Raw genomic sequence first — 19,848 nt, 5'->3', positions numbered from 1 at the left:
TCCATGATTGATAAAATTATCTTCGAGTGAATTCACTCTGGAGAATGTATTATTATGGAAAATGATGTCAGAAGAAAAAATCATAAAAAAATGCAAAAAACAAGTAGGCTCATTATACTTATCGCAGCTGCAGTTGTGGCAGTCTGTGCAGGGGTGGGGGCCTACTTTTATTATGATTATTCCAATAGAGTTTATACAAAATGCCAGGTGGAGCTTGGAGGGCAGGTAAAAGCTACCGACTTTCTAAAAAATCCATCTGATACGGCTGAATTTGCCACTGGTAGTGTATATTCAACAGATATTGCAGGCAGCTATGATGTAAAAGTGATATGTGGCAGATATACTTATGATTGCGTGCTAGAGGTGGTGGATACCGTAGCTCCAGAGCTTTCAGTAAAGGAACTGACACGCACTAAGGAAGAGATTCCAAAGCCAGAAGATTTTGTAGAATCGGTAAGTGATGCCTCAAATGATGTTAAGGTATATTTTGGTGAGGGAATCAGCTTTGATAATTATGGTGATATTCCTATTAATATTGTTGCAGAGGATTCATCATGCAATTGCACAAGTGTCAATACAACCCTTCATCTTGTGGAAGAGTATGATATTGTTCCACCTGTTATAGAGGGGCAGCTGGATAAGACTGTCTACACAGGACAGGCAGTTAGCTTTAAGCAGGGAATTATAGTTACAGATAATGTAGATACAGATATAGAAGTGCAGGTTGATAGCAGCCATGTGAACCTAGATGTTCCAGGGGAATATCCTATAGAATATACAGCAACGGATTCTATGGGAAACATGGATTTAAAAGAAGGGGTTATCACTGTAATTAAGGCTGAGTACACAGAGGACGAGGTTAATGCACTAGCCGATGAGGTACTGTCAGGAATTATTACAGAGGATATGTCAGACTACGATAAGGCTCATGCAATCTATGTGTGGGTGAAGGGCAATATTGGCTATAGCGAAAGTGAAGATAGAGGTGATTGGCATAAGGGTGCCTATGATGGCCTTAAGAATCGCCATGGAGATTGCTACAACTATTTCGCTGTCAGCAAGGAACTTCTTACCAGGGCAGGTATTAAGAATGAGGATATCGAAATCATTCCGACTGCCACCAGACATCATTTCTGGAATGTAATAGATTGTGGCGAGGGCTGGAGACACTTTGATACTACACCTCGTACAGATAAGGAATTCAAAGGATTTTATCTTACAGACGAGGAGCTGATGGAATATTCCAACGCCCACTATCGTTCCCACAATTACGACAGAGAAATATATACTTATTTTAATTGAATGAGGCTTCTCCCTCTGGGAGAAGCTGTCAGCGAAGCTGACTGATGAGGGTGAATATGAAAAAACTAGGAATTATCGGTGGCCTTGGTCCAATGGCAACAGCCTATTTCATGCGCCGCATTATCGAAATGACGGACGCCGCCACAGACCAGGATAACATTGAAATGATTATATACAACTGCCCAACCATTCCGGACAGAACAGGCTACATCTTAGGTGAGAGCGAAGAGAGCCCTTTGCCTAAGATACTAGAGCTTGCACATGAATTAGAGCGGCAGAATGTTGATTATATAGCTATGCCATGCATTACAGCTCACTTTTTCCACGACCAGATTGCAGATAGCGTATTTGTGCCTGTATCGAATGGAGTAAAGGAAGCTGCCTTGTATCTACACGAAAGAGGAATTAAAAATGTAGGTATCATGGCTACAGATGGCACAGCTCAGATGCATCTATTTGATTCTGTGTTCAAGGACTACGATATTAAATGCATCTACCCATCTACAGAATGCCAGAAGCTTGTTATGTCAATAATCTATGATGATGTTAAAGCAGGCAGACGTGTGGCAATGAAGGAATTCGAGTTGATTAAAACAGAGCTTCTAGAAGCAGGGGCAGATGTGATAATACTAGGCTGCACAGAATTATCCATAGTAAAACGCGACCACGCTGTAGGAGATAAGGTGCTAGACATCATAGACGTACTAGCCGCCGACTGCGTAAAAAAATGCGCAAAGCTAAGAAAAGAATACGAAGAATTAATAACAAAATAAAAAAGCCTTCCCCTTGAGGGTTGCTAGGCTCCAGTGGAGCCTGCTTAGCAACGACCGAGCCGGGAGGGGAGACAAGGGGGGACCGCTTTAGCGGTGGATGAGGTGTATAATGCAAAACAACGTACTAGACTATTTAAACGAATCTTTAAACCGAGTACCAACCAAAATCGCCTACGCAGATGACGAGGTACAGCTTACTTTTTCAGACGTAAAAAATATCATGGATTCCGTAGGAACAGGCTTGATAAACAAAGGTTGCAAGCGTGAGCCAGTTATCGTGTTCATGAAAAAGAGTCCAAACACCATAGCAACCTTTTTTGGGGTAATCAATGCAGGCTGCTATTATGTTCCAATCGATAGCGAAATGCCTGCTACAAGAATTAATCTTATTTTAGATAACTGCAAGCCACGTGTAATTATCTGCGATGATAGCACAGTGGAAATCGCAAAAGGCTTTGATTATAAAGCAGACATTGTTCTGTTTTCAGATATCGTAAATACGAAGCCAGATTATGATGCACTTGCTCTTGTAAGAAAGAAGGCAATCGATACAGACCCAATATACATAGTATTTACATCAGGCTCTACAGGTGTGCCAAAGGGTGTGTGTGCCTGCCATCGTTCTGTTATCGATTACATAGAGCAGCTATCAGAAACACTTGGCTTCAACGAGGACACTATATTTGGAAATCAGACACCACTTTATTTTGATGCCTGCCTTAAGGAGCTTTATCCAACACTTAAGTTTGGAGCAACTACATATTTGATTCCACACTCATATTTTATGTTCCCAGTAAAGCTGGTGGAATATATTAATGAGCACAACATCAATACAGTATGCTGGGTAGTTTCAGCACTTACAATGATTAGCGCCTTTGCTACATTTGATACAGTAAAGCCTACCACACTTCGCACTATCGCATTTGGTAGCGAGGTATTCCCAATCAAGCAGTTTAGACTGTGGAGAGAGGCTTGCCCTGAGGCAAAGTTCTTCAATCTTTACGGCCCTACAGAGGGAACAGGAATGTGCTGCTATTATCCAGTCACTCGCGAGTTTGCTGATGACGAAGTAATCCCAGTAGGCTTCCCATTCAAGAACACTGAAATCCTTTTACTAAAGGATGACAACACCCTTGCAGCAGATGGAGAGCAGGGCGAAATCTGCATCCGCGGTACATCAGTTACACTTGGCTACTACAACAACCCAGAAAAGACTAGCGAAGCCTATGTTCAAAATCCTTTGAACACTGCTTATCCAGAAATCATTTACCGCACAGGAGATATGGGCCACATTAATGAATATGGGGAGCTTGTGTTCCACTCTAGAAAAGATTTCCAGATAAAGCACATGGGACACCGCATCGAGTTAGGCGAAATCGAAGCCAATGTAAACCTTGTTCCAGAAATAAAGCTCTCAGGCTGTATCTACGCCAAGGAACAGGGCAAAATCGTCCTTTACTATGTAGGCGACATCACAGAAGGCGACCTTATCAAAGCCCTAAAGACCAAGCTACCACGCTACATGCTACCTAACAAGGTAAACCGACTTGAAGAAATGCCTTTCACAGCCAACGGCAAAATTGACCGCGTGCGCTTAACTCAGATGTTCGAAAGCCGTTAGTCCGCCTGTTACGCTAACAAGCATTATGATTTCTCCGTCGAGCTGAAGAAAGCTCTCCTTGAGAAATATAATAGCTTGTTAACTACAGGCTCATATAATAAGCGGCTACTCAACCTAGGCAAGCGCGAGCAAGATATGACCATCATTTTCCGAGTGTAATGAAGGAAAATGTTGGTCTAGTAAGCGGAGCTTACATCAGTGGCCCTCAAAGTTCCTTGCAAAGCAAGGATGCCTTTGAGGACATGCCATGGAGTTAAGGAGGGACCCTTTAGGGAGGTTCCCTTGGCTCCAATGGGAGATGGCTTGCGGGAGCACGGAGTACTCGGAGGCCGCTACGATAATAAGGAGGAAAAAATGGAAGAATTATTAGAGATTTTAGGAGACTTACACCCAGAGGTGGATTTCACAACTGCAAAGGATTTAGTGACAGGAGGAATACTTGATTCATTTGATATTGTGTCACTGATTTCGGAGATTAATGAGGAGTTTGATATTACAATTGGTGCAGCAGAACTTACACCTGAGAATTTTGCATCAGCAGAGACAATCTATGCTTTGATTAAAGCTAAATTAGATGATGAGGACTAATTAGATGTTATTTACAAGCTACGAATTTTTATTATTTTTATTAGTAGTATTTATAATGTATTATTTGTTGCCAGGAAGGGCCCAGTGGTCCTTCCTGCTTCTTGCAAGTTACGCATTCTATTTTATGTGTGACCCAAGATATTTGATTTTTATTATGGTCACTACAGTGACTACTTTTTTTGCCGCCAAAAAGATTTCTGATAAAAAGGAAAGCTTTGATGCATGGTTTAAAGAGCATAAAAAGGAATATGAAAAGGAAGAAAGAAAAGCTCTTAAGGCTAAGGAGCACTCTGCGGAAAAGAAGATATTCTTAGCTTGCCTTCTTTTTAATTTAGGTATACTTGCAGTTACAAAGTACACTAATTTCACTATTGCAAATATCAATTCTATTTTAAACACCTTTGGAAGGCCAGATGGAATCTCCTTTGTAGATCTGATTATCCCAATGGGTATTTCCTTCTACACTTTCCAGTCTATGGGCTACCTTATTGATGTTTTTAATGGCAAGTTCAAGGCTCAGGATAATCTGTTTAAGTTCGCACTTTTTGTATCCTTCTTCCCACAGCTGGTGCAGGGACCTATCAGCCGTTACGCTGATTTGAGCCAGACTCTTTATGAGGAGCACAAATTTGATTGGAGAACTGTAAGCTTTGGCTTGGAGCGAATCCTATGGGGATTTTTCAAGAAGCTTGTTATTGCAGATAGAATACTTGTGGTTGTTCAGGCAATCATTGCAGATCCAGATACCTATAATGGTTTCTATGCCTTTGCAGGCGCAATGTTCTATGCCTTAGAGCTTTATGCAGATTTCACCGGAGGTATAGATATTACTATCGGTGTGGCAGAGACAATGGGAATTAAGGTTACAGAAAACTTTATTCGCCCATACTTCTCAAAGAATATCAAGGAATACTGGAATAGATGGCACATCACCATGGGAACCTGGTTCACAGATTACATTTTCTATCCTATATCTGCCAGCCAGTTTATGATGAAGCTTTCAAAGAAGAGTAGAGCGCGTCTTGGAAATAATCTTGGTAAGCGTGTACCCGTTTACCTATCCAGTTTTATAGTTTGGTTTACTACAGGTATCTGGCATGGAGCCAGCTGGAACTTTATCGTATGGGGATTGGGCAACTTTGTTGTCATCATGATTTCTCAGGAGCTAGAGCCATTCTACAGATGGTTCCACAGCAAGGTTCACGTAGATGGCACCTTCGGCTGGAGATTGTTCCAAGTAATCAGAACAGTACTTATCATGTCATCACTTCGTATGTTTGACTGCTACAGAGATGTACCACTTACCTTCAAAATGTTTGGAAGCATCTTTGCAGATTCATGCTTAGCTCAGCTTACACCAGCAGCCTTCACAGGAATGGGCATCACAGGATTTGATTATGCAGTAGTATTTATAGGAATGTTAATTCTGGTTGCTGTGAGCCTTATTCAAAGAAGTGGAAGCGTAAGAGTGAAGATTGCAAATTGCGCTGCTCCAGTGCGCTTCATTATCTGGTACAGTCTATTTATGGCCACCCTAATCTTCGGCGCCTACGGCATCGGATATTCGGCCAGCCAGTTCATTTATAATCAGTTTTAATAAAGAAAGTGCCAACCTCCTAGTACTGCATGCTCCCGGAAGCCATCTCCCATTGTAGTCAAGGGAACCTCCCTAAAGGGTCCCTCCTTAACTCCATGGGGCCCTCTTCCTCGCGCTTGCCTAGGTTAAGTGGTTGGCACTTTAAATAATGAGGTGTTAAATGAAAAGAATTATTACAATACTACTAGCTGTCACCATATCCATCACAGGCCTATTCTTCACCACCAAACTCCTAGAGCCTAAATACATGACAGGCATCTTAGAAGGTGCAATGATAGGTGAATACTACGACGACCCAATAGACCACGATGTGGTTTTTATCGGCGACTGCGAGCTATATGAAAACATATCACCTGTTTACTTGTGGGAAAATTATGGCATCAATTCGTATATACGTGGCAGCGCTCAACAGCTTATCTGGCAGTCATACTATCTGGCAGAGGAGACTATTAAAAGAGAGCATCCTGATATGATAGTGTTCAATGTGCTTTCTATGAAATATAACGAGCCACAAAACGAGGCATACAATCGTATGACTATTGATGGAATGAAATGGTCTAAAAGCAAGGTTGATACAATCAATGCATCTATGACTGAGGATGAGCATTTTATTGAGTATTTATTTCCTATATTAAGATATCACAGCAGATGGAGTGATTTGAATTCAGATGATTTTAAATATCTGTTTCATCGCGACAAGGTTTCCTTCAATGGTTACTACATGCGAGTGGATGTAAAGGAAGCCACTGATGTTCCAGAGGGACGACCTCTTGCTGATTATCAGTTTGGAGAAAATGCTTACTATTATCTGGATAAGCTTACAAAGCTTTGTAAGGAGAATGACGTAAAGCTTGTGCTTGTAAAGGCCCCAACACTTTATCCTTATTGGTATGATGAGTGGGATAAGCAGATTGTAGACTATGCTGATGAGAATAATCTTACCTATATTAATTTCCTTGAAGCTCAGGATGAAATAGGCTTAGATTGGAGCAAGGATACTTATGATGGAGGCTTGCATCTTAATTTAGCTGGAGCAGAGAAGCTTTCAAAATATTTTGGAATGATTCTTTCTAATGATATGAAGGTTCCTGATAGAAGAGGGGATGAAAAACTCGCAAAATACTGGGATTCTGTAGAAAAACGTTACAATGCCGAAATCAAAAGGCAAACTGACAACCTTGAAAAGTTTGGTAACGTCCATGGGGACACTGAGGATTAGTAACAAAATTTTCACATGACAATTAAATACTGTGGTGTTATAATTCTGTTAAGAATTGATAAATAATAACAATATATAACGGAAAAGATTGAGGTGAGTGTTATGAGGATTCAATCTAACGTAAATACATCACAGTATCAGAACAGCGTTAATCACATGAAAGCTACTGAGGAGCAGCAAAAGAAAAGTGCTAAGGAGCTTTCTACTGGAAAGAAAGTTAATGGAGCAGCTGATGATGCAGTAGCTCTTGCAATTTCTAAGCAGATTGAAAAAGAAGTTAACAGTCTAAATCAGGGTAGCAAGAATATTTCTTATGGAATAGATGCTACTAACATAGCAGATGGAGCTCTTTCTAACATCTCAGATTCACTTGGAGATATAGAGCAAAACACAGTAAGAGCAATGAATGGGCTTTACTCTGATAGTGATAGAGCTATTTTGCAGGAGGCTAATAAGCAATCTGTTGCCACTATCAATCAGACAATCAATCAGGCTCAGTACAATGAAAAAAATCTTTTAGACGGAAGTACTGGTGATATAAACATTTATACAGGTACAGCCAGCGCTACTATAACAGAAGCTGATGCCAAGTCAGCTATGGCAGGATTAGAGAATTTTGATGTTTCTGTAAATCCTGAAAAAATTTCTACCGACGCTTTAGATGAGACATATTCATCACTTTCATCTATGCGGAGTAAAATCGGTGCTGAAACTAATGGTCTATCAGCTGCTTATAGTGTAAACAATAATACCGCTGAAAACCTTACAGCAGCCCAGTCTCGCAAGGAGGATGCGGATTTTGCGGATGCTGTTACGAAAATGAAGAACAGCAGGATTGTTAATCAGGCACAGAACATGGCTTTGAAGAAGCAAATGGATAGTGAAGAAAGCCTTGTAACTAAGATGTTTGAAGCATAATTTTGTAAGTTAAGCAACCCAAGCCTAAATTGGCTTGGGTTTATTTTGTATTTTGAGTAATTTTATACACTTTTAGGAAACCTGTGTCCAAAAAAGTAGTTTCCATAATGGTATTTCTGTGCTATAATTTTTTCGGTTTTAGTAATAAGGGAGGATAATAGAATGAAAAAGTATTGTAAAATTCTTTCATTGGCTATTGCCAGTGCTTTTTTATTGCAATCTTTTGTTCCTGTTTCAGTATACGCTGAGGCTGATGCTTCTACGGAAGCAGTGGCAGATGGACAGGCTGCAGAAGATACGGTAGTTACAGAAGCCGTTATTCCTGAGACGGAAGTGACTCCTATTGAGGATGTAGTAATAGAGCATACAGAAGATGTTACAGATGATTCTATACTTGATACAGTCGGCGTATCAGCAGAGGAAGCCGCTGTAGTAGAGCCAGTTGAGACAGCTTCTGAGGCGATAGCACAGGACGTATTAGTAGACGCTAAAGAAGAGATAGAAAAGACAGAAGAATCTGAGGAATCAGAAGAAACTGAAGAATCAGAAGAAATCGATTTAGATAAGCTAGAGCTTATTGAACCAGAGGATGGTAAAGATTTCAATTCTGATGGTGTATCTGATTTAATGACAAAGCTTTTATGTGATGGAGAGATTCTTACAGCTGATGGCAACAAGGTATTTGGAGGTTATTCTTATCTTGATGTTCAGAAGACTAATGATTTAGATGGTGACAACCTTTTAAATGGTGATGAATTTGTTATTAAGACAGATGACAATGGTAAGGAGTATGCAGAGCTTTTATCAGATCCAACAAAGCTTGACACAGATGAAGATGGTATTAATGATGCAGATGATACAGCACCATTTGAGTATGGTCTTGCAGGCGGTGTAGTTGGTTCCGTTAGATTAGTGGCTCGTCATGACGAATCTACAGGCAATCCAACACATGGACATGTATATATTGTATACACAAGCTATGTAAACAATCTTACTATTAGCATTGATGATTTGTATGGATATTACCTTACAAATCCACAGTACCAGGCTCAGCTTAAGGCTGCAGCAGAGGGCGATAATGCTCAGGTTGTTTCTTGGAGAAGTACAGTTAATGAAATTACTGATGCTAACGCTTCAGAGAGAGATGCTGCTGCAAGCGAGATGTTTGTTCCACAGGAGCACGAATTACATACTGCCGGTTCAGTAGTTCTTAATCGTGGAGATTATGTTTCTATCGGTAACTATGGTATGGCAACTACACAGGAAGTTGTTGCAGACTATGTAAAGCAGGCTGAAGTACTTTTCAAGGATAACTATGATGAGCTTGTTAAGCTTTGGAATGCGGCAACAGGCGAGAACAGAGATGAGCAATATGTTAAGGATCATTTCTACGAGGTAATTATGCACCTTGGACAGAGCAGCCAGATTATGGTTGATAGCGTTCTTAAGGGCAAGACACCAGGTGGTGTATTTATTAACCGTGAGCTTTACAATCAGAAGTTTGGCTACGATCAGGGACCAAATGAAGTAATTGAGCAGGATATTACTGCTGATCAGACTAAAACCATGATGGATTACTTCGGTAAGGAAAGCAGCTTTAATATGATGTCACACAACTGTACAACAGTTGGTGCCGGTGCATGGAACGCAGTATTTGGTTTCAAGACAAATGATGATGGACAGGTTGTTGCATCAGATTACTATGTTAATCCTGGTTTCAATGTATTAGGTTACCAATTTGATTTCCCAGTTGTTGTAAAGAATGTAATCAAGAATATGTCTAATCTTTCTGGTTACATTGGACCTATGACATATGTTACAGGTAAGGCTGTTACAAACACTGTTAATACAAGTGTTACTACATTTGATATTATTAAGCTTTTCAGAGAAAAGGTTGTTCCAGTTGTACCTACACCAACACCAGCAGGTCCAACAGTTACTCCTGCTAATCCATCAAATGGTGGAAATAATGGTTCAAGCACTTCTGTTAATAATACAACTACAGGAGCGACAATTGATTTTGCAAGTATGATTTCACCTACACTTACAGCAGCTACAAATATGCTTATTCAGGATGAGGCAGTACCTGCTGCAGCAGTATCTACTAGAAGAGCTAGAAGAAGCGTAGCATCAGCTACAGGCCGTCGCTCAGGAGCAGATGCTGAGGAAGAGGTTGAAGAAGAGGAAGTACCAGAAGAAGAGCCTGAGGTAGAAGATACCACAGAAATCGAAGATGAGGATACACCTCTTGCAGTAGAGGAAGAAGTAGAGACAGGCTTCCCATGGATTATTATTGCAATAATCATTGGTGCATGTGCTGTAGCAGCAGTTGTTACAGTATCAATCAAGAAGAGAGCAAAATAGTTTTACCTTTACTTTAATTGTAATATTTGCTTTTAACACAGGGCTTTAGGATAATAATCCTAGAGCCCTAAATTTTTTCGAAAAAACGTGTTGACAAATACAATTGGATTGTGTACAATTTAATCAACCTAAAAGATTGTATTAAATCTAATAGGCTTCCTAAGTGTTTTTTTAAGGAGGTTATAATATGGAAAGATATGATATTGCAGTTATTGGTACTGGTCCAGCAGGCTTAGAGGCAGCTATTACTGCTAAGGTTAGAAATAAATCAGTATTACTTATTGGAGGAAAGGGCTCATCTGATAAGGTAGCTAAGGCTCACACAATTCAGAACTACCTGGGGCTTCCTAATGTTTCTGGTGAGGATATGGCTAAGGCATTTCTTGACCATGCCACATCAATGGGTGTAGAGATTACTGAGGACAAGGTTAATGCTGTTTATTCCATGGGTAAGTATTTTGCTATTCAATGCCACGGTGGTGACTATGAGGCCAGCTCAGTTATCGTAGCAGCAGGAATGACTACTATGAAGCCATTCCCAGGCGAGATGGAATTCTTAGGACGTGGCGTTAGCTATTGTGCTACATGTGATGCAGCGCTTTATAAGGGTAAGACAGCTATAATCGTTGCATATGGTGCAGAGGACGAGGAAGAGGCTGAGTTCTTGGCAGAGCGCGCAGATAAGGTTTATTATTTACCTCAGTATGAATATTCAGGTTCACTTGGTGGTAATATAGAAGTAACCTGTGATGTTAAGCCTAAATCTATAGATTATAAGGATGGTGTTGCATCTCTTGAAACAGATAAGGATACATATAAGGCAGATGGTATTTTTATTCTTAGACAGCAGATAGCTCCATCACAGCTTGTACCTGGTCTTACAATGGATGGCAATCATGTAGCAGTAGATAGACAGATGGCTACTAACATCAAGGGCTTGTTTGCTTGTGGTGATATTACTGGTACACCTTATCAGTACATCAAGGCAGCAGGAGAGGGAAATGTTGCAGCTCTTTCAGCTGTTTCATATTTAACAGAACTAAAGAAAGCTACAGAGTAATTGTTGATTTAATTTGAAAGGAGATATACTATGGTAAAGAAAATTAATCAGGATGAATTTAAGACACTTGATAAGTCAGGAATTTCAGTTTTAGATTTTAATGCTACATGGTGTGGCCCATGTAAGATGCTTGCTCCAGTTCTCGAAGAAGTATCAGAGGAGCTTGCATATAAGGCTAATTTCTATAGCGTAGATACTGATGATAATCCAGATTTAGCTAGAGAATATGGTATAATGAATATTCCAGCTATCGTTGTCTTAAAGGATGGCGAAAAGGTAGACATGAACGTAGGCTTTGTTCCAAAGGACGCACTTACAGATTTTGTGTCTAAAAATCTATAATTAATAGAGGTGAATTACAATGGGCGATAAATTTGATTGCTTGAAAATTTCAAATCAGCTATGCTTTCCACTTTATGCATGCTCTAAGGAGATAGTGAAAAGGTACAAGCCATACCTTGATCCAATCGACCTTACATACACTCAGTACATTACCATGATGGTAGTGTGGGAGGAGAAGGAGATTACAGTTAAGGCTCTTGGTGATAAGCTGTTCCTTGATTCAGGTACACTTACTCCAGTACTTAAAAAGCTAGAGCAGAAGGGATATGTTAAACGAAGCCGTTCTAAGGATGATGAGAGAAATCTTATTATTACTCTTACTGACGAAGGTTTGGAATTAAAAAAGCAGGCATGTGAAATACCTGCTAAAATGGGCAAATGCGTTCAGCTATCGCCTGATGAATCGGCTAAGCTATACGAATTGCTATATAAAATTTTAGGAAGCTTCCCAGAGGAAAGCTAAGATTAGTCGAATATATCAAATATATCTACATTATCACGAGCTTTTGAAATGACATCGTCTATAAATGAGGCGGTGTCATTTTTTATTTCATCCCAATCAATAATATCAACATGGGACAAATCGGCACCTGCATTTTTAAACACATCCCCCATATTATCAACCTGTTTGATTTTGCCCTTTACATAGCCTTCTGCTAAAGAAGTGCTATTCTTGGCCACCACCAAATCTGTCAATTCCATCTTAATTCCATCATCAACATAGTTTAAAAGAGCTCCGGAATCTATAGTGAACTTGTCACCAGCATTTGTGGTATAGGTGATATTATTAATGTAAGCATTAGTGTAGGTTGTATTGCCATCTCTTTTTATGGTTGCTATAACCTGTTCATTATCTGGAAGAGGGCTGAAAAGCTCTAAGGTACTTAGGTTTTTGCCATAGATGGAAATGTAAGCGCCCTTTCTTTTGTAAGAAAGGTCAAATACAAGCTTTCTTGTGTGATTGAACTTGTCCAGATAAATGTAGGATTTAATATCATGGTCAGGGGCATCCATACCAAGCAATTCCCAAATGAAATCGCCTTCGCCCTTAGGGATGGTAATGGCAAACTCAGTGGCTTTGGTTCCATCTTCGTCTGTATAAGTTTTATCAGTTTTTTTAATATCGATTTTGCGAATGAAATTGAAAATATTCTTTTTATTATTGTGGAACCATTCCCTGTTGATATCATTGTTAAGATTAGGTGCTTTTAAGAATAGATTCTCATTAGTATCAAATCCGTAGGATATGTTACCAAGCATAGGTGCCACCAGATATATAGTGTCATCCTCAGCATAAACATCCATTTTTCCAACGTTTAATACCAGCACATCCAAATCAGCTTTACATGAGAATTTTTTTTGTTCTGAAGAACGTTCACCCTTAATGCTACCGCTGATAGAATAAGGGAAGCCTTTAACCTTTTTAATATAAGCGCTACCGGTGTAGCTAATGTCTGCATTTGTATAATTTCTAAACAAATCCTTCAGGTCAATATTGTAAGCCAGATAATCTGAGCTTTTAAGGGTGGACTCTGAAAAATTAATTACAGAGGCCAATACTCGAACAGAGGGATTGAAATCCAACTCAGCTTTAATGAAAATAGCTACAGTAAAAATAATAATTAATGCAATTCCTAATTTTTTCTTCATGATTCATTACTCTCCATAACAGAGATTATAATAAATCCAAAGGAGTATCGGCAATAGACAATGCGATTGCAGTGTCCATCTCCAGCAAATGTTCTGCAGCCTCTGCTTCTTTTACGGCAATGGTTCCCTCAGCAAACTTAACGCAGGAATTATGATATTTCTCTGTTTCACCACTTAGCTTGTACACCATCATGTAAAGCTGAGCAGCAGCAAGCTTCATGTGTACATCATTAGAGATGGTAGCAGATGATTCAAGGCTTGTGGCAACAGCTTCAGCTTTAGCGAATTCCTTCATTCCGCAGAAGGTTTCAATTAGAAGACGTAAATCCTGAATATAATCCTGAATGGTAATCCTTGAGTTCTTAATAAAGGTAACTAATTCATCAATATGGTCGTAGACATATTGCTCATCGCCAATATGAAAATGTAAATTAGCACTAAGTACAGAAATACTAAGGTCGTGGTGGTGCATGTCGTTTTTCATTGCGATTTCCTTGGCTCTTTTCAGATAGTTTTCTGCGTCCGGGTATCTGCGAATGTGCAAATATGAATATGCTAAATTCATGCAGGCCACCATATAAGAGTGAGGCTCATTAGGAAAATCGGTGCCATGATCCTCTAAATCCTGAAGCGCCATTTTACCGTAGTTTATGGCACTGTCATAATCACCAAGAATCATATATCTATCGCAGATGGTTGTATAGAATAGATGCTTTGCTCCTTGTATTCCTTTTTTATCAGCATAGTTAAGCGCAATAAGACATTTTTGCAGCACCTTACTGTCATATCCTAGAATACCGTATGCAATAGCAAGGCCTCGCATTGTCCAAATATAAGAAATAGCATCATCTAATTCTTCATAAATAGAAAGAGCCATATTTAGATTATCAATAGCAAGCTCCACATTAGTTGAGTGGATTAACTCCATACCTTTATCATAATATTCTCTTGCAATCTGTTCTGAACTGGCCATAGTCACCTCCTACGAGATTTTAATAAGAATCTGCTCATTTAAAATCAGTATATCATTTAAAAGTGTATATAATGTTTAAAATTCTGTGACATTTTTCGTAACTTGTTGTTTTGAATAGGATTAAAGATTAAAATAAATCTTAAGAATTTCAATTTTTATGTGTATTGAGGGACTAAAATGGAAAAGACTAGTAGATTTGTTTTTCAGATAATAATTACCTGTAGTGTTGTTTTATATGTCTTTGTCATAGGACTTATGATATATGGCGAGCATTTCTGGCCTGATGAACGCACGTACAGTGATTTTTCTTTAGAAAACTATAGTGAAGGATGGCAGCGGTTAGATTCCGATGGTAGTTATAAGGATATTACAGTTCCTGGAGAATACGAAATGTCAACAGGTAATAGGCTGGTAATTCAAAAGGAGATTACTGGTGTTTTTGCTGACCGATTGTATGTATCCTTTAATTCTGAAAAGCAGGATGTATATGCCTATATTAACGATAAGCTTATATATGAGTATTCTACTAAGTATACCCGCAAATTTGGTAACAATAGCCCAGGGGCATTGATGTTTGTTCCAGTTAAAAAGGTTGATGAGGGGAAGCTTCTTAGAATCGAATTTGTAGGCAACAACAATTATTCAGGCGTCCTTGATGAGATAACGATTGGTACTCAGCTTGGAATCACACTGGATTTGTTTGAGAGAGAAAAGCTTTCCATGTTTTTATCGGGGCTTCTTATAATGCTTGGCTTCATAGCCTTTGTAATAGGTGTGGGAGTAAAGCTTTCTTACAATAAGACCCAGCCTCTTTTCTTTGCTGGATGGGGTGTAATGTGTGCAGGACTTTGGGCACTTTCAGAATCCACAACAAGACAGTTTATTGCACCTAATTTTTCCCTTATTTCCTATATTACTTATATTAGTCTGATTATGTTGCCTTTCGTTATGTCTATGTATTTTGACAGATTGCAGGAGGGGAGATACCGCATATTCTACATGGTTACCGAGGTTCTTACTATATTTGTAGGGTATCTTGGAATCATACTTCAGTTTTTTAACAAGATTGATTTAAGTGGCGTTTTACCATTTGCCTTTATGGGAATACTTCTTTCTATAGTTATTTTTATAGTTACCTGTGTGTGCGATTTTATTCAGGGCTATATCAAGAGGCTATTACCTGAAATGATTGGAATATTAGGAGCCATGATTGCAGGTGTTGTACAGATTGTTTCTTATCACAATCATCCAACATCTATGGATAGAGTGATAATTCTTTTGGGCTTATTGTTTATGATAGTAATGTCTTATATAAGATCCCTTGGTAATGTCCGCAGCATGGAACGAGATATGTACGCCGCAGTACAGGCGCAAGAGGCCAGCACAGCATTCCTCACAAGAATGTCTCACGAAATGCGTACTCCAATCAACGCAATCCTTGGAATGAACAAAATGATTCTTAGGGAAAGCAGGGAAGAGAATATCTTAGATTACGCCAGAGATGTTAATGGCGCAGGCAATTACCTTCTTAGCATAGTAAACGAGGTGTTAGACCTTGCAAAAGTAAATGCAGGAAAGATAGAGATTGAGGAAGAAGATTATGATTTGATTGATATGGTAAGAGAATGCTATGCTTTGGTTCGCCCAAGAGCAAAGGCCAGCAGATTAGCCTTTGAGGTAGATATGAGTGATGTGCTTCCTTCTGTATTAAGGGGTGATAAGGAAAGAATTATTCAGGTTATCACCAATCTTCTTACAAACGCTGTAAAATATACACCAGAGGGACGAATTAGTCTAGGCATCGATGGCAAAATATTTGAAGGCCGTCTTCTTTTAATAGTAAAGGTTAGTGACACTGGAATTGGTGTTGAGAAAGAAAATATCCCATATCTTTTTGATTCATTTAGAAGAGTAGGAGAGTTCCAACACAAAAAGATAGAAGGAACCGGATTAGGCCTTACTATCACAAAGCAGCTGATAGATTTGATGGATGGCTCTATATCTGTTGAATCAGAAGTGGGCAAGGGCACCACATTTACAGTTGTACTTCCTCAGGAAATACGCTCTATTGAACCATGTGGCATATTCTCTATGGGACCAAACGGAGATAGACGTGTGGCTGACAGACACGAAACCTTTGATATATTAGGCAAGATTCTTGTAGTAGATGATGTTGCTATTAATCTTAGAGTATTTTCAGTTTTGCTTAACAATACAGATGTGGCTGTAGAAACTGCCATTAGTGGAGCAGAAGCAATAGAGAAGATAAAAAGTACAAAATATGATATGATATTTATTGATCATTTAATGCCAGGTATGGATGGTATAGAGCTTAAGAACATATTAGATTCCTTAGACGAGAATCCTAATAAAGATACACCTCTTATCATGCAAACGGCTAATGCAGTAGTTGGCGCCAAGGAAGAGTATGAGCGCTTAGGCTTTGATGATTATATTGAAAAGCCAATTAAGGAAGAGGAGCTTCGTAAGCTACTGCGTAAATATATATTGTAGTAGGAGAATAGAATTATGGCATTTAATCCAGCAGACTTATTAAGAGTAAGAAGTGCAGCAGCAAAATTTAATTCAAATCACCCTAAGCTTTTACCATTTTTTAATGCAGCTAGGGGAAAGGCAATGACACCGGGTTCAGTTATCGAGATTGCTATTACAGATCCTAAAGGAGAGAAGATTGAAACAAACCTTCGTGTTCAGGAATCGGACATCGAGCTTATCAACCTGTTAATGGAAATAGGAGCGAAACAATAAAAAAGCCTTCCCCTTGAGGGGAAGGTGGCCAAGGGCCGGATGAGGTGTGTATAAAAAGCACCTCATCCGATTTTTTATTTAAATTCAAAGAACTTCGTATCCAGCTCCGGATAAGCGCGCTTCATAGAAATCGGTATACCACTTCTATCTACAAAGCAATGGCTGGTTTTGGCAATAGCCCTGTCTTCTCCAGTAGCTTTATCGTAAATACGATAGGCAACCTCCATTTCATGCCCATCATAGGACAAAAGCTTTGTTTCTACAACAACAGTTTCGTCAAATTTAACTTCACTTCTGTATTCTATGGAGTGGGAAATCATTGGAGAACTAATCTCCATGTCTAACATCTGTTTAAATGAAAGACCCATCTGCTCCATCAAATTCATTCGGGCATCTTCTATCCAATTAAGATAATTAGATGTGTGAATAACACCCTGCAAATCTGTTTCATGATATTTTGTGTGATGCTCAAAAGGGGTAATGGTAACCTGTTTTGGTGCACCAGCAACTTCAATTTCTTGTTTAGCCATAGCTACACCTCCTGATGAATATCTTTAATTATATGATATTTTTTTTCATGTAAATATTCAAGATTTTTATTGTTAGGGCAGGCTAACATATGTTATAGTCTAATAGTTCTTGTTAGCAAGCACTAACGCTAATCCCATTATATGTTTTAAATCTAAAAACTTAATAAAAACAGGAGGATATTTATGAAAAGATTTGTAGCGAAACTACTTATCCTTGGACTTGCAGTGACTTCACTTGAAACTCCAGTTTTTGCCGCTGAAACTACTGAGGACAATACTAGTGTAGTAGCAGAAACAGATGTGACTGTAGAAGAGACTTCAAATGAGGAAGTAAAGGAAGAGGCCGAGGTAAAGGAAGAAGTAGAGGCCGAGGTAAAGGAAGAAGAGACAGAAGCTGCCAAGGATAGCACAGAGGCTAAAGACGAAACTACTGAGGAAGCAGCTGTTGTGGAAGAACAGCCAGAAGCTGAGGAAGAGAATGTTACAGCAACATCAGTAGAGGTGATTGGTGAGACATATTACTTTATCCGTAAGACAGATGATATCAATGAAGCTACTGTAGTGGTTATAGGGGAAGGAACAGAAGAATCAGAGATTCCCTTTGCAGACTTTACTAAGGTAGACGAAACTGATATCTACTATTATACAAAAGCTGATTTATCAGGAAATATCTATGGCGCAGCTAAGGCTTCTTATACACAGCTTTACAAGGGCCAGACATCAGCTGATGAGTACGATGCTGTATCATCTGCAACAACTAGAAAGAATACTCTTTTTGCAAACACAGATACATCTGAGGTAACAGAATCAGGTTATTATATCTATGGATTAAAGAGTGCTAATGTAGCTATTAGCAAGGAGGCTTATGTTAAGGCTTCTATCTTAGATGCAGCAGGCTTAGGCGTAAAGGATGCTTACAAGAATATTCTTGCTGTTGCAGTAAATGAAAATCAGGCAGTTATTCCATCTTATTATTTACCATATGATGGAGAAAGCTTTGGTAAGGCAGTAATTAGAAAGAAGATTGTGGTTCAGGATGCAACAGCTGCACTTAAGTACTTTACAAGATATGGTACATACCAGCTAGAGGTTAATGAATCATCTACAAATTATCTTAGAAAAACAAGAGACAATGATATATATCCTGTAAATAATGCAGTACATGGTGCTATCCTTAGAGGCGTTGATGCTAACGGTAATGCTATTTCTCTTGGTGTAAGACACTTAAAGGAAATCTGGGTTTCAACATACGAAATCGCATTTGAGCCAGATATGAATGCAAGTGCATCATTTGAAGGTGGCTACATTAATTCTGTAGATTATCTTACAGCTGACGATGTATACAGCTATGTTTTTGATGAATCTGTATATGTTAAGCCTGTTTTTGATACAGCAAACGTTAAGACATATTTCAATGTAAATGATAACAAGCTTCTTACAGTTGAAGGTATTGATAAGGAGATTGGTGAGGCTACACTTTCACTTTCATACAAGGAAGGCAGAACTACAGTAAGTGTAGTAGATAGTGCACCTGTAACAGTAGAAAATGGTGTAGTTAAGGTTAACGTTGAAGAGGAGCTGATTCCAGAGACAGCCTATACTGTAACTATCTCAAATGAGAACTATGCAGATATTATTCTTTCTGTTACTCCAGAAACACTTGGTGGTGAAGAAGAACCACAGACACCAGAGAAGCCTGAAAATCCTGAAACTCCAGAAACTCCAGAAAATCCAGGTGAGCCAACAACTCCAGAAACACCAGTGATTTCGGGAGATGATACACCATCAAAGGATGAGCCTGTTATTGATGATACAAAGCCAGGTGAGGATGAAAAGAGCCAAAAAGAGCAGCAGGAGAAGGAAGCTATTGATAATGCAGTTAAGGTAATCAATGATGTGGTAATTCCATACGTATGTGCTCATTGGAATGAGATTAAGTGCTATATTCCAACAATTATTAAATATGTACAGTCTCATTTTTGCGAGATTGTAAAATATATCTTTGGATTTTAATTAAATAGAAAAGCATATTTATGGGATTCTTGAACGAAATTTAAAGATTTTGTTTTTTAGATTAAAAACAAAAGTCTTTTCATATCTAAACAACATATTTTTTTATTTGCAGTAAACCTCCTATCGTGG

General features: G+C 38.9%; 17 protein-coding genes. 14 read left to right on the top strand and 3 right to left on the bottom strand.

The features are described from left to right. Positions 1-54: 54 nt before the first annotated feature. The 11 genes from IJ535_RS03520 to IJ535_RS03470 all read left to right on the top strand — a co-directional run bounded on the left by IJ535_RS03520 (position 55) and on the right by IJ535_RS03470 (position 12,247). Entirely contained in the window at positions 55-1,302 is a 1,248-nt protein-coding gene (locus IJ535_RS03520) for a transglutaminase-like domain-containing protein (RefSeq protein ID WP_294298918.1), read from the top strand. Positions 1,303-1,358: 56 nt separating this feature from the next. Beyond that, entirely contained in the window at positions 1,359-2,075 is a 717-nt protein-coding gene (locus IJ535_RS03515) for an aspartate/glutamate racemase family protein (RefSeq protein WP_294298913.1), read from the top strand. A 109-nt stretch (positions 2,076-2,184) separates the two neighbouring features. Then, on the top strand, positions 2,185-3,696 hold the full coding sequence (locus IJ535_RS03510; protein WP_294298910.1) for an amino acid adenylation domain-containing protein: 1,512 nt from the start codon (positions 2,185-2,187) through the stop codon (positions 3,694-3,696). A gap of 354 nt (positions 3,697-4,050) precedes the next feature. Continuing rightward, entirely contained in the window at positions 4,051-4,284 is a 234-nt protein-coding gene (locus IJ535_RS03505; protein ID WP_294298908.1) for a phosphopantetheine-binding protein, read from the top strand. Positions 4,285-4,288: 4 nt separating this feature from the next. Next, positions 4,289-5,881, top strand: a complete 1,593-nt coding sequence (locus IJ535_RS03500) for an MBOAT family O-acyltransferase (RefSeq protein WP_294298905.1) — start codon at positions 4,289-4,291, stop codon at positions 5,879-5,881. Between the two features lie 160 nt (positions 5,882-6,041). Then, entirely contained in the window at positions 6,042-7,100 is a 1,059-nt protein-coding gene (locus tag IJ535_RS03495; RefSeq protein WP_294298902.1) for an SGNH/GDSL hydrolase family protein, read from the top strand. A gap of 102 nt (positions 7,101-7,202) precedes the next feature. Next, positions 7,203-8,018, top strand: a complete 816-nt coding sequence (locus tag IJ535_RS03490; protein WP_294298899.1) for a flagellin — start codon at positions 7,203-7,205, stop codon at positions 8,016-8,018. Between the two features lie 162 nt (positions 8,019-8,180). Beyond that, positions 8,181-10,382 carry a hypothetical protein gene (locus IJ535_RS03485; RefSeq protein WP_294298895.1) on the top strand — a complete coding sequence of 734 codons (2,202 nt, stop codon included), beginning with the start codon at positions 8,181-8,183 and terminating at the stop codon, positions 10,380-10,382. 187 nt (positions 10,383-10,569) lie between these two features. Then, complete coding sequence (locus IJ535_RS03480) at positions 10,570-11,442, top strand: NAD(P)/FAD-dependent oxidoreductase (protein ID WP_294298893.1); 873 nt, start codon at positions 10,570-10,572, stop codon at positions 11,440-11,442. Positions 11,443-11,472: 30 nt separating this feature from the next. Then, positions 11,473-11,784 carry a thioredoxin gene (trxA, locus tag IJ535_RS03475; protein ID WP_294298890.1) on the top strand — a complete coding sequence of 104 codons (312 nt, stop codon included), beginning with the start codon at positions 11,473-11,475 and terminating at the stop codon, positions 11,782-11,784. A gap of 19 nt (positions 11,785-11,803) precedes the next feature. Then, a complete protein-coding gene (locus tag IJ535_RS03470) occupies positions 11,804-12,247 on the top strand; it encodes a MarR family winged helix-turn-helix transcriptional regulator (RefSeq protein WP_294295476.1) in 444 nt (147 codons plus the stop codon). Positions 12,248-12,249: 2 nt separating this feature from the next. Here the strand turns inward: IJ535_RS03470 and IJ535_RS03465 are convergent, their stop codons facing one another. Both IJ535_RS03465 and IJ535_RS03460 read right to left on the bottom strand, forming a co-directional pair. Then, positions 12,250-13,434, bottom strand: a complete 1,185-nt coding sequence (locus tag IJ535_RS03465) for a hypothetical protein (RefSeq protein WP_294298887.1) — start codon at positions 13,432-13,434, stop codon at positions 12,250-12,252. A gap of 25 nt (positions 13,435-13,459) precedes the next feature. Then, positions 13,460-14,407, bottom strand: coding sequence for a hypothetical protein (locus IJ535_RS03460; RefSeq protein WP_294298886.1), 948 nt, complete (start codon positions 14,405-14,407; stop codon positions 13,460-13,462). A 177-nt stretch (positions 14,408-14,584) separates the two neighbouring features. On the opposite strand from IJ535_RS03460, the gene IJ535_RS03455 reads away from it, so the two are divergent. Together IJ535_RS03455 and IJ535_RS03450 are read left to right on the top strand one after the other, a co-directional pair. Continuing rightward, the gene (locus IJ535_RS03455; RefSeq protein WP_294298883.1) at positions 14,585-16,921 is read left to right on the top strand and encodes a hybrid sensor histidine kinase/response regulator; all 2,337 of its coding nucleotides are present in this window, start codon (positions 14,585-14,587) and stop codon (positions 16,919-16,921) included. Positions 16,922-16,936: 15 nt separating this feature from the next. After that, positions 16,937-17,176 carry a hypothetical protein gene (locus tag IJ535_RS03450; protein ID WP_294298880.1) on the top strand — a complete coding sequence of 80 codons (240 nt, stop codon included), beginning with the start codon at positions 16,937-16,939 and terminating at the stop codon, positions 17,174-17,176. 74 nt (positions 17,177-17,250) lie between these two features. Here the strand turns inward: IJ535_RS03450 and IJ535_RS03445 are convergent, their stop codons facing one another. After that, a complete protein-coding gene (locus tag IJ535_RS03445; RefSeq protein WP_294298878.1) occupies positions 17,251-17,706 on the bottom strand; it encodes an acyl-CoA thioesterase in 456 nt (151 codons plus the stop codon). A 183-nt stretch (positions 17,707-17,889) separates the two neighbouring features. On the opposite strand from IJ535_RS03445, the gene IJ535_RS03440 reads away from it, so the two are divergent. Beyond that, positions 17,890-19,719 carry a hypothetical protein gene (locus IJ535_RS03440; RefSeq protein ID WP_294298875.1) on the top strand — a complete coding sequence of 610 codons (1,830 nt, stop codon included), beginning with the start codon at positions 17,890-17,892 and terminating at the stop codon, positions 19,717-19,719. Positions 19,720-19,848: the final 129 nt, after the last annotated feature.

It is taken from the genome of Pseudobutyrivibrio sp. (assembly GCF_017471675.1).
GTDB lineage: Bacteria > Bacillota > Clostridia > Lachnospirales > Lachnospiraceae > Pseudobutyrivibrio.
The sequence above is the reverse complement of the archived record's forward strand: the minus strand, read 5'-3'. Positions and strand labels throughout refer to the sequence as shown.

Bases quoted from the DNA above. Each gene is read 5' to 3' on its own strand.
- IJ535_RS03520 (WP_294298918.1), top strand. From the start codon at position 55: ATGGAAAATGATGTCAGAAGAAAAAATCATAAAAAAATGCAAAAAACA.
- IJ535_RS03515 (WP_294298913.1), top strand. From the start codon at position 1,359: ATGAAAAAACTAGGAATTATCGGTGGCCTTGGTCCAATGGCAACAGCC.
- IJ535_RS03510 (WP_294298910.1), top strand. From the start codon at position 2,185: ATGCAAAACAACGTACTAGACTATTTAAACGAATCTTTAAACCGAGTA.
- IJ535_RS03505 (WP_294298908.1), top strand. From the start codon at position 4,051: ATGGAAGAATTATTAGAGATTTTAGGAGACTTACACCCAGAGGTGGAT.
- IJ535_RS03500 (WP_294298905.1), top strand. From the start codon at position 4,289: ATGTTATTTACAAGCTACGAATTTTTATTATTTTTATTAGTAGTATTT.
- IJ535_RS03495 (WP_294298902.1), top strand. From the start codon at position 6,042: ATGAAAAGAATTATTACAATACTACTAGCTGTCACCATATCCATCACA.
- IJ535_RS03490 (WP_294298899.1), top strand. From the start codon at position 7,203: ATGAGGATTCAATCTAACGTAAATACATCACAGTATCAGAACAGCGTT.
- IJ535_RS03485 (WP_294298895.1), top strand. From the start codon at position 8,181: ATGAAAAAGTATTGTAAAATTCTTTCATTGGCTATTGCCAGTGCTTTT.
- IJ535_RS03480 (WP_294298893.1), top strand. From the start codon at position 10,570: ATGGAAAGATATGATATTGCAGTTATTGGTACTGGTCCAGCAGGCTTA.
- trxA (WP_294298890.1), top strand. From the start codon at position 11,473: ATGGTAAAGAAAATTAATCAGGATGAATTTAAGACACTTGATAAGTCA.
- IJ535_RS03470 (WP_294295476.1), top strand. From the start codon at position 11,804: ATGGGCGATAAATTTGATTGCTTGAAAATTTCAAATCAGCTATGCTTT.
- IJ535_RS03465 (WP_294298887.1), bottom strand. From the start codon at position 13,434: ATGAAGAAAAAATTAGGAATTGCATTAATTATTATTTTTACTGTAGCT.
- IJ535_RS03460 (WP_294298886.1), bottom strand. From the start codon at position 14,407: ATGGCCAGTTCAGAACAGATTGCAAGAGAATATTATGATAAAGGTATG.
- IJ535_RS03455 (WP_294298883.1), top strand. From the start codon at position 14,585: ATGGAAAAGACTAGTAGATTTGTTTTTCAGATAATAATTACCTGTAGT.
- IJ535_RS03450 (WP_294298880.1), top strand. From the start codon at position 16,937: ATGGCATTTAATCCAGCAGACTTATTAAGAGTAAGAAGTGCAGCAGCA.
- IJ535_RS03445 (WP_294298878.1), bottom strand. From the start codon at position 17,706: ATGGCTAAACAAGAAATTGAAGTTGCTGGTGCACCAAAACAGGTTACC.
- IJ535_RS03440 (WP_294298875.1), top strand. From the start codon at position 17,890: ATGAAAAGATTTGTAGCGAAACTACTTATCCTTGGACTTGCAGTGACT.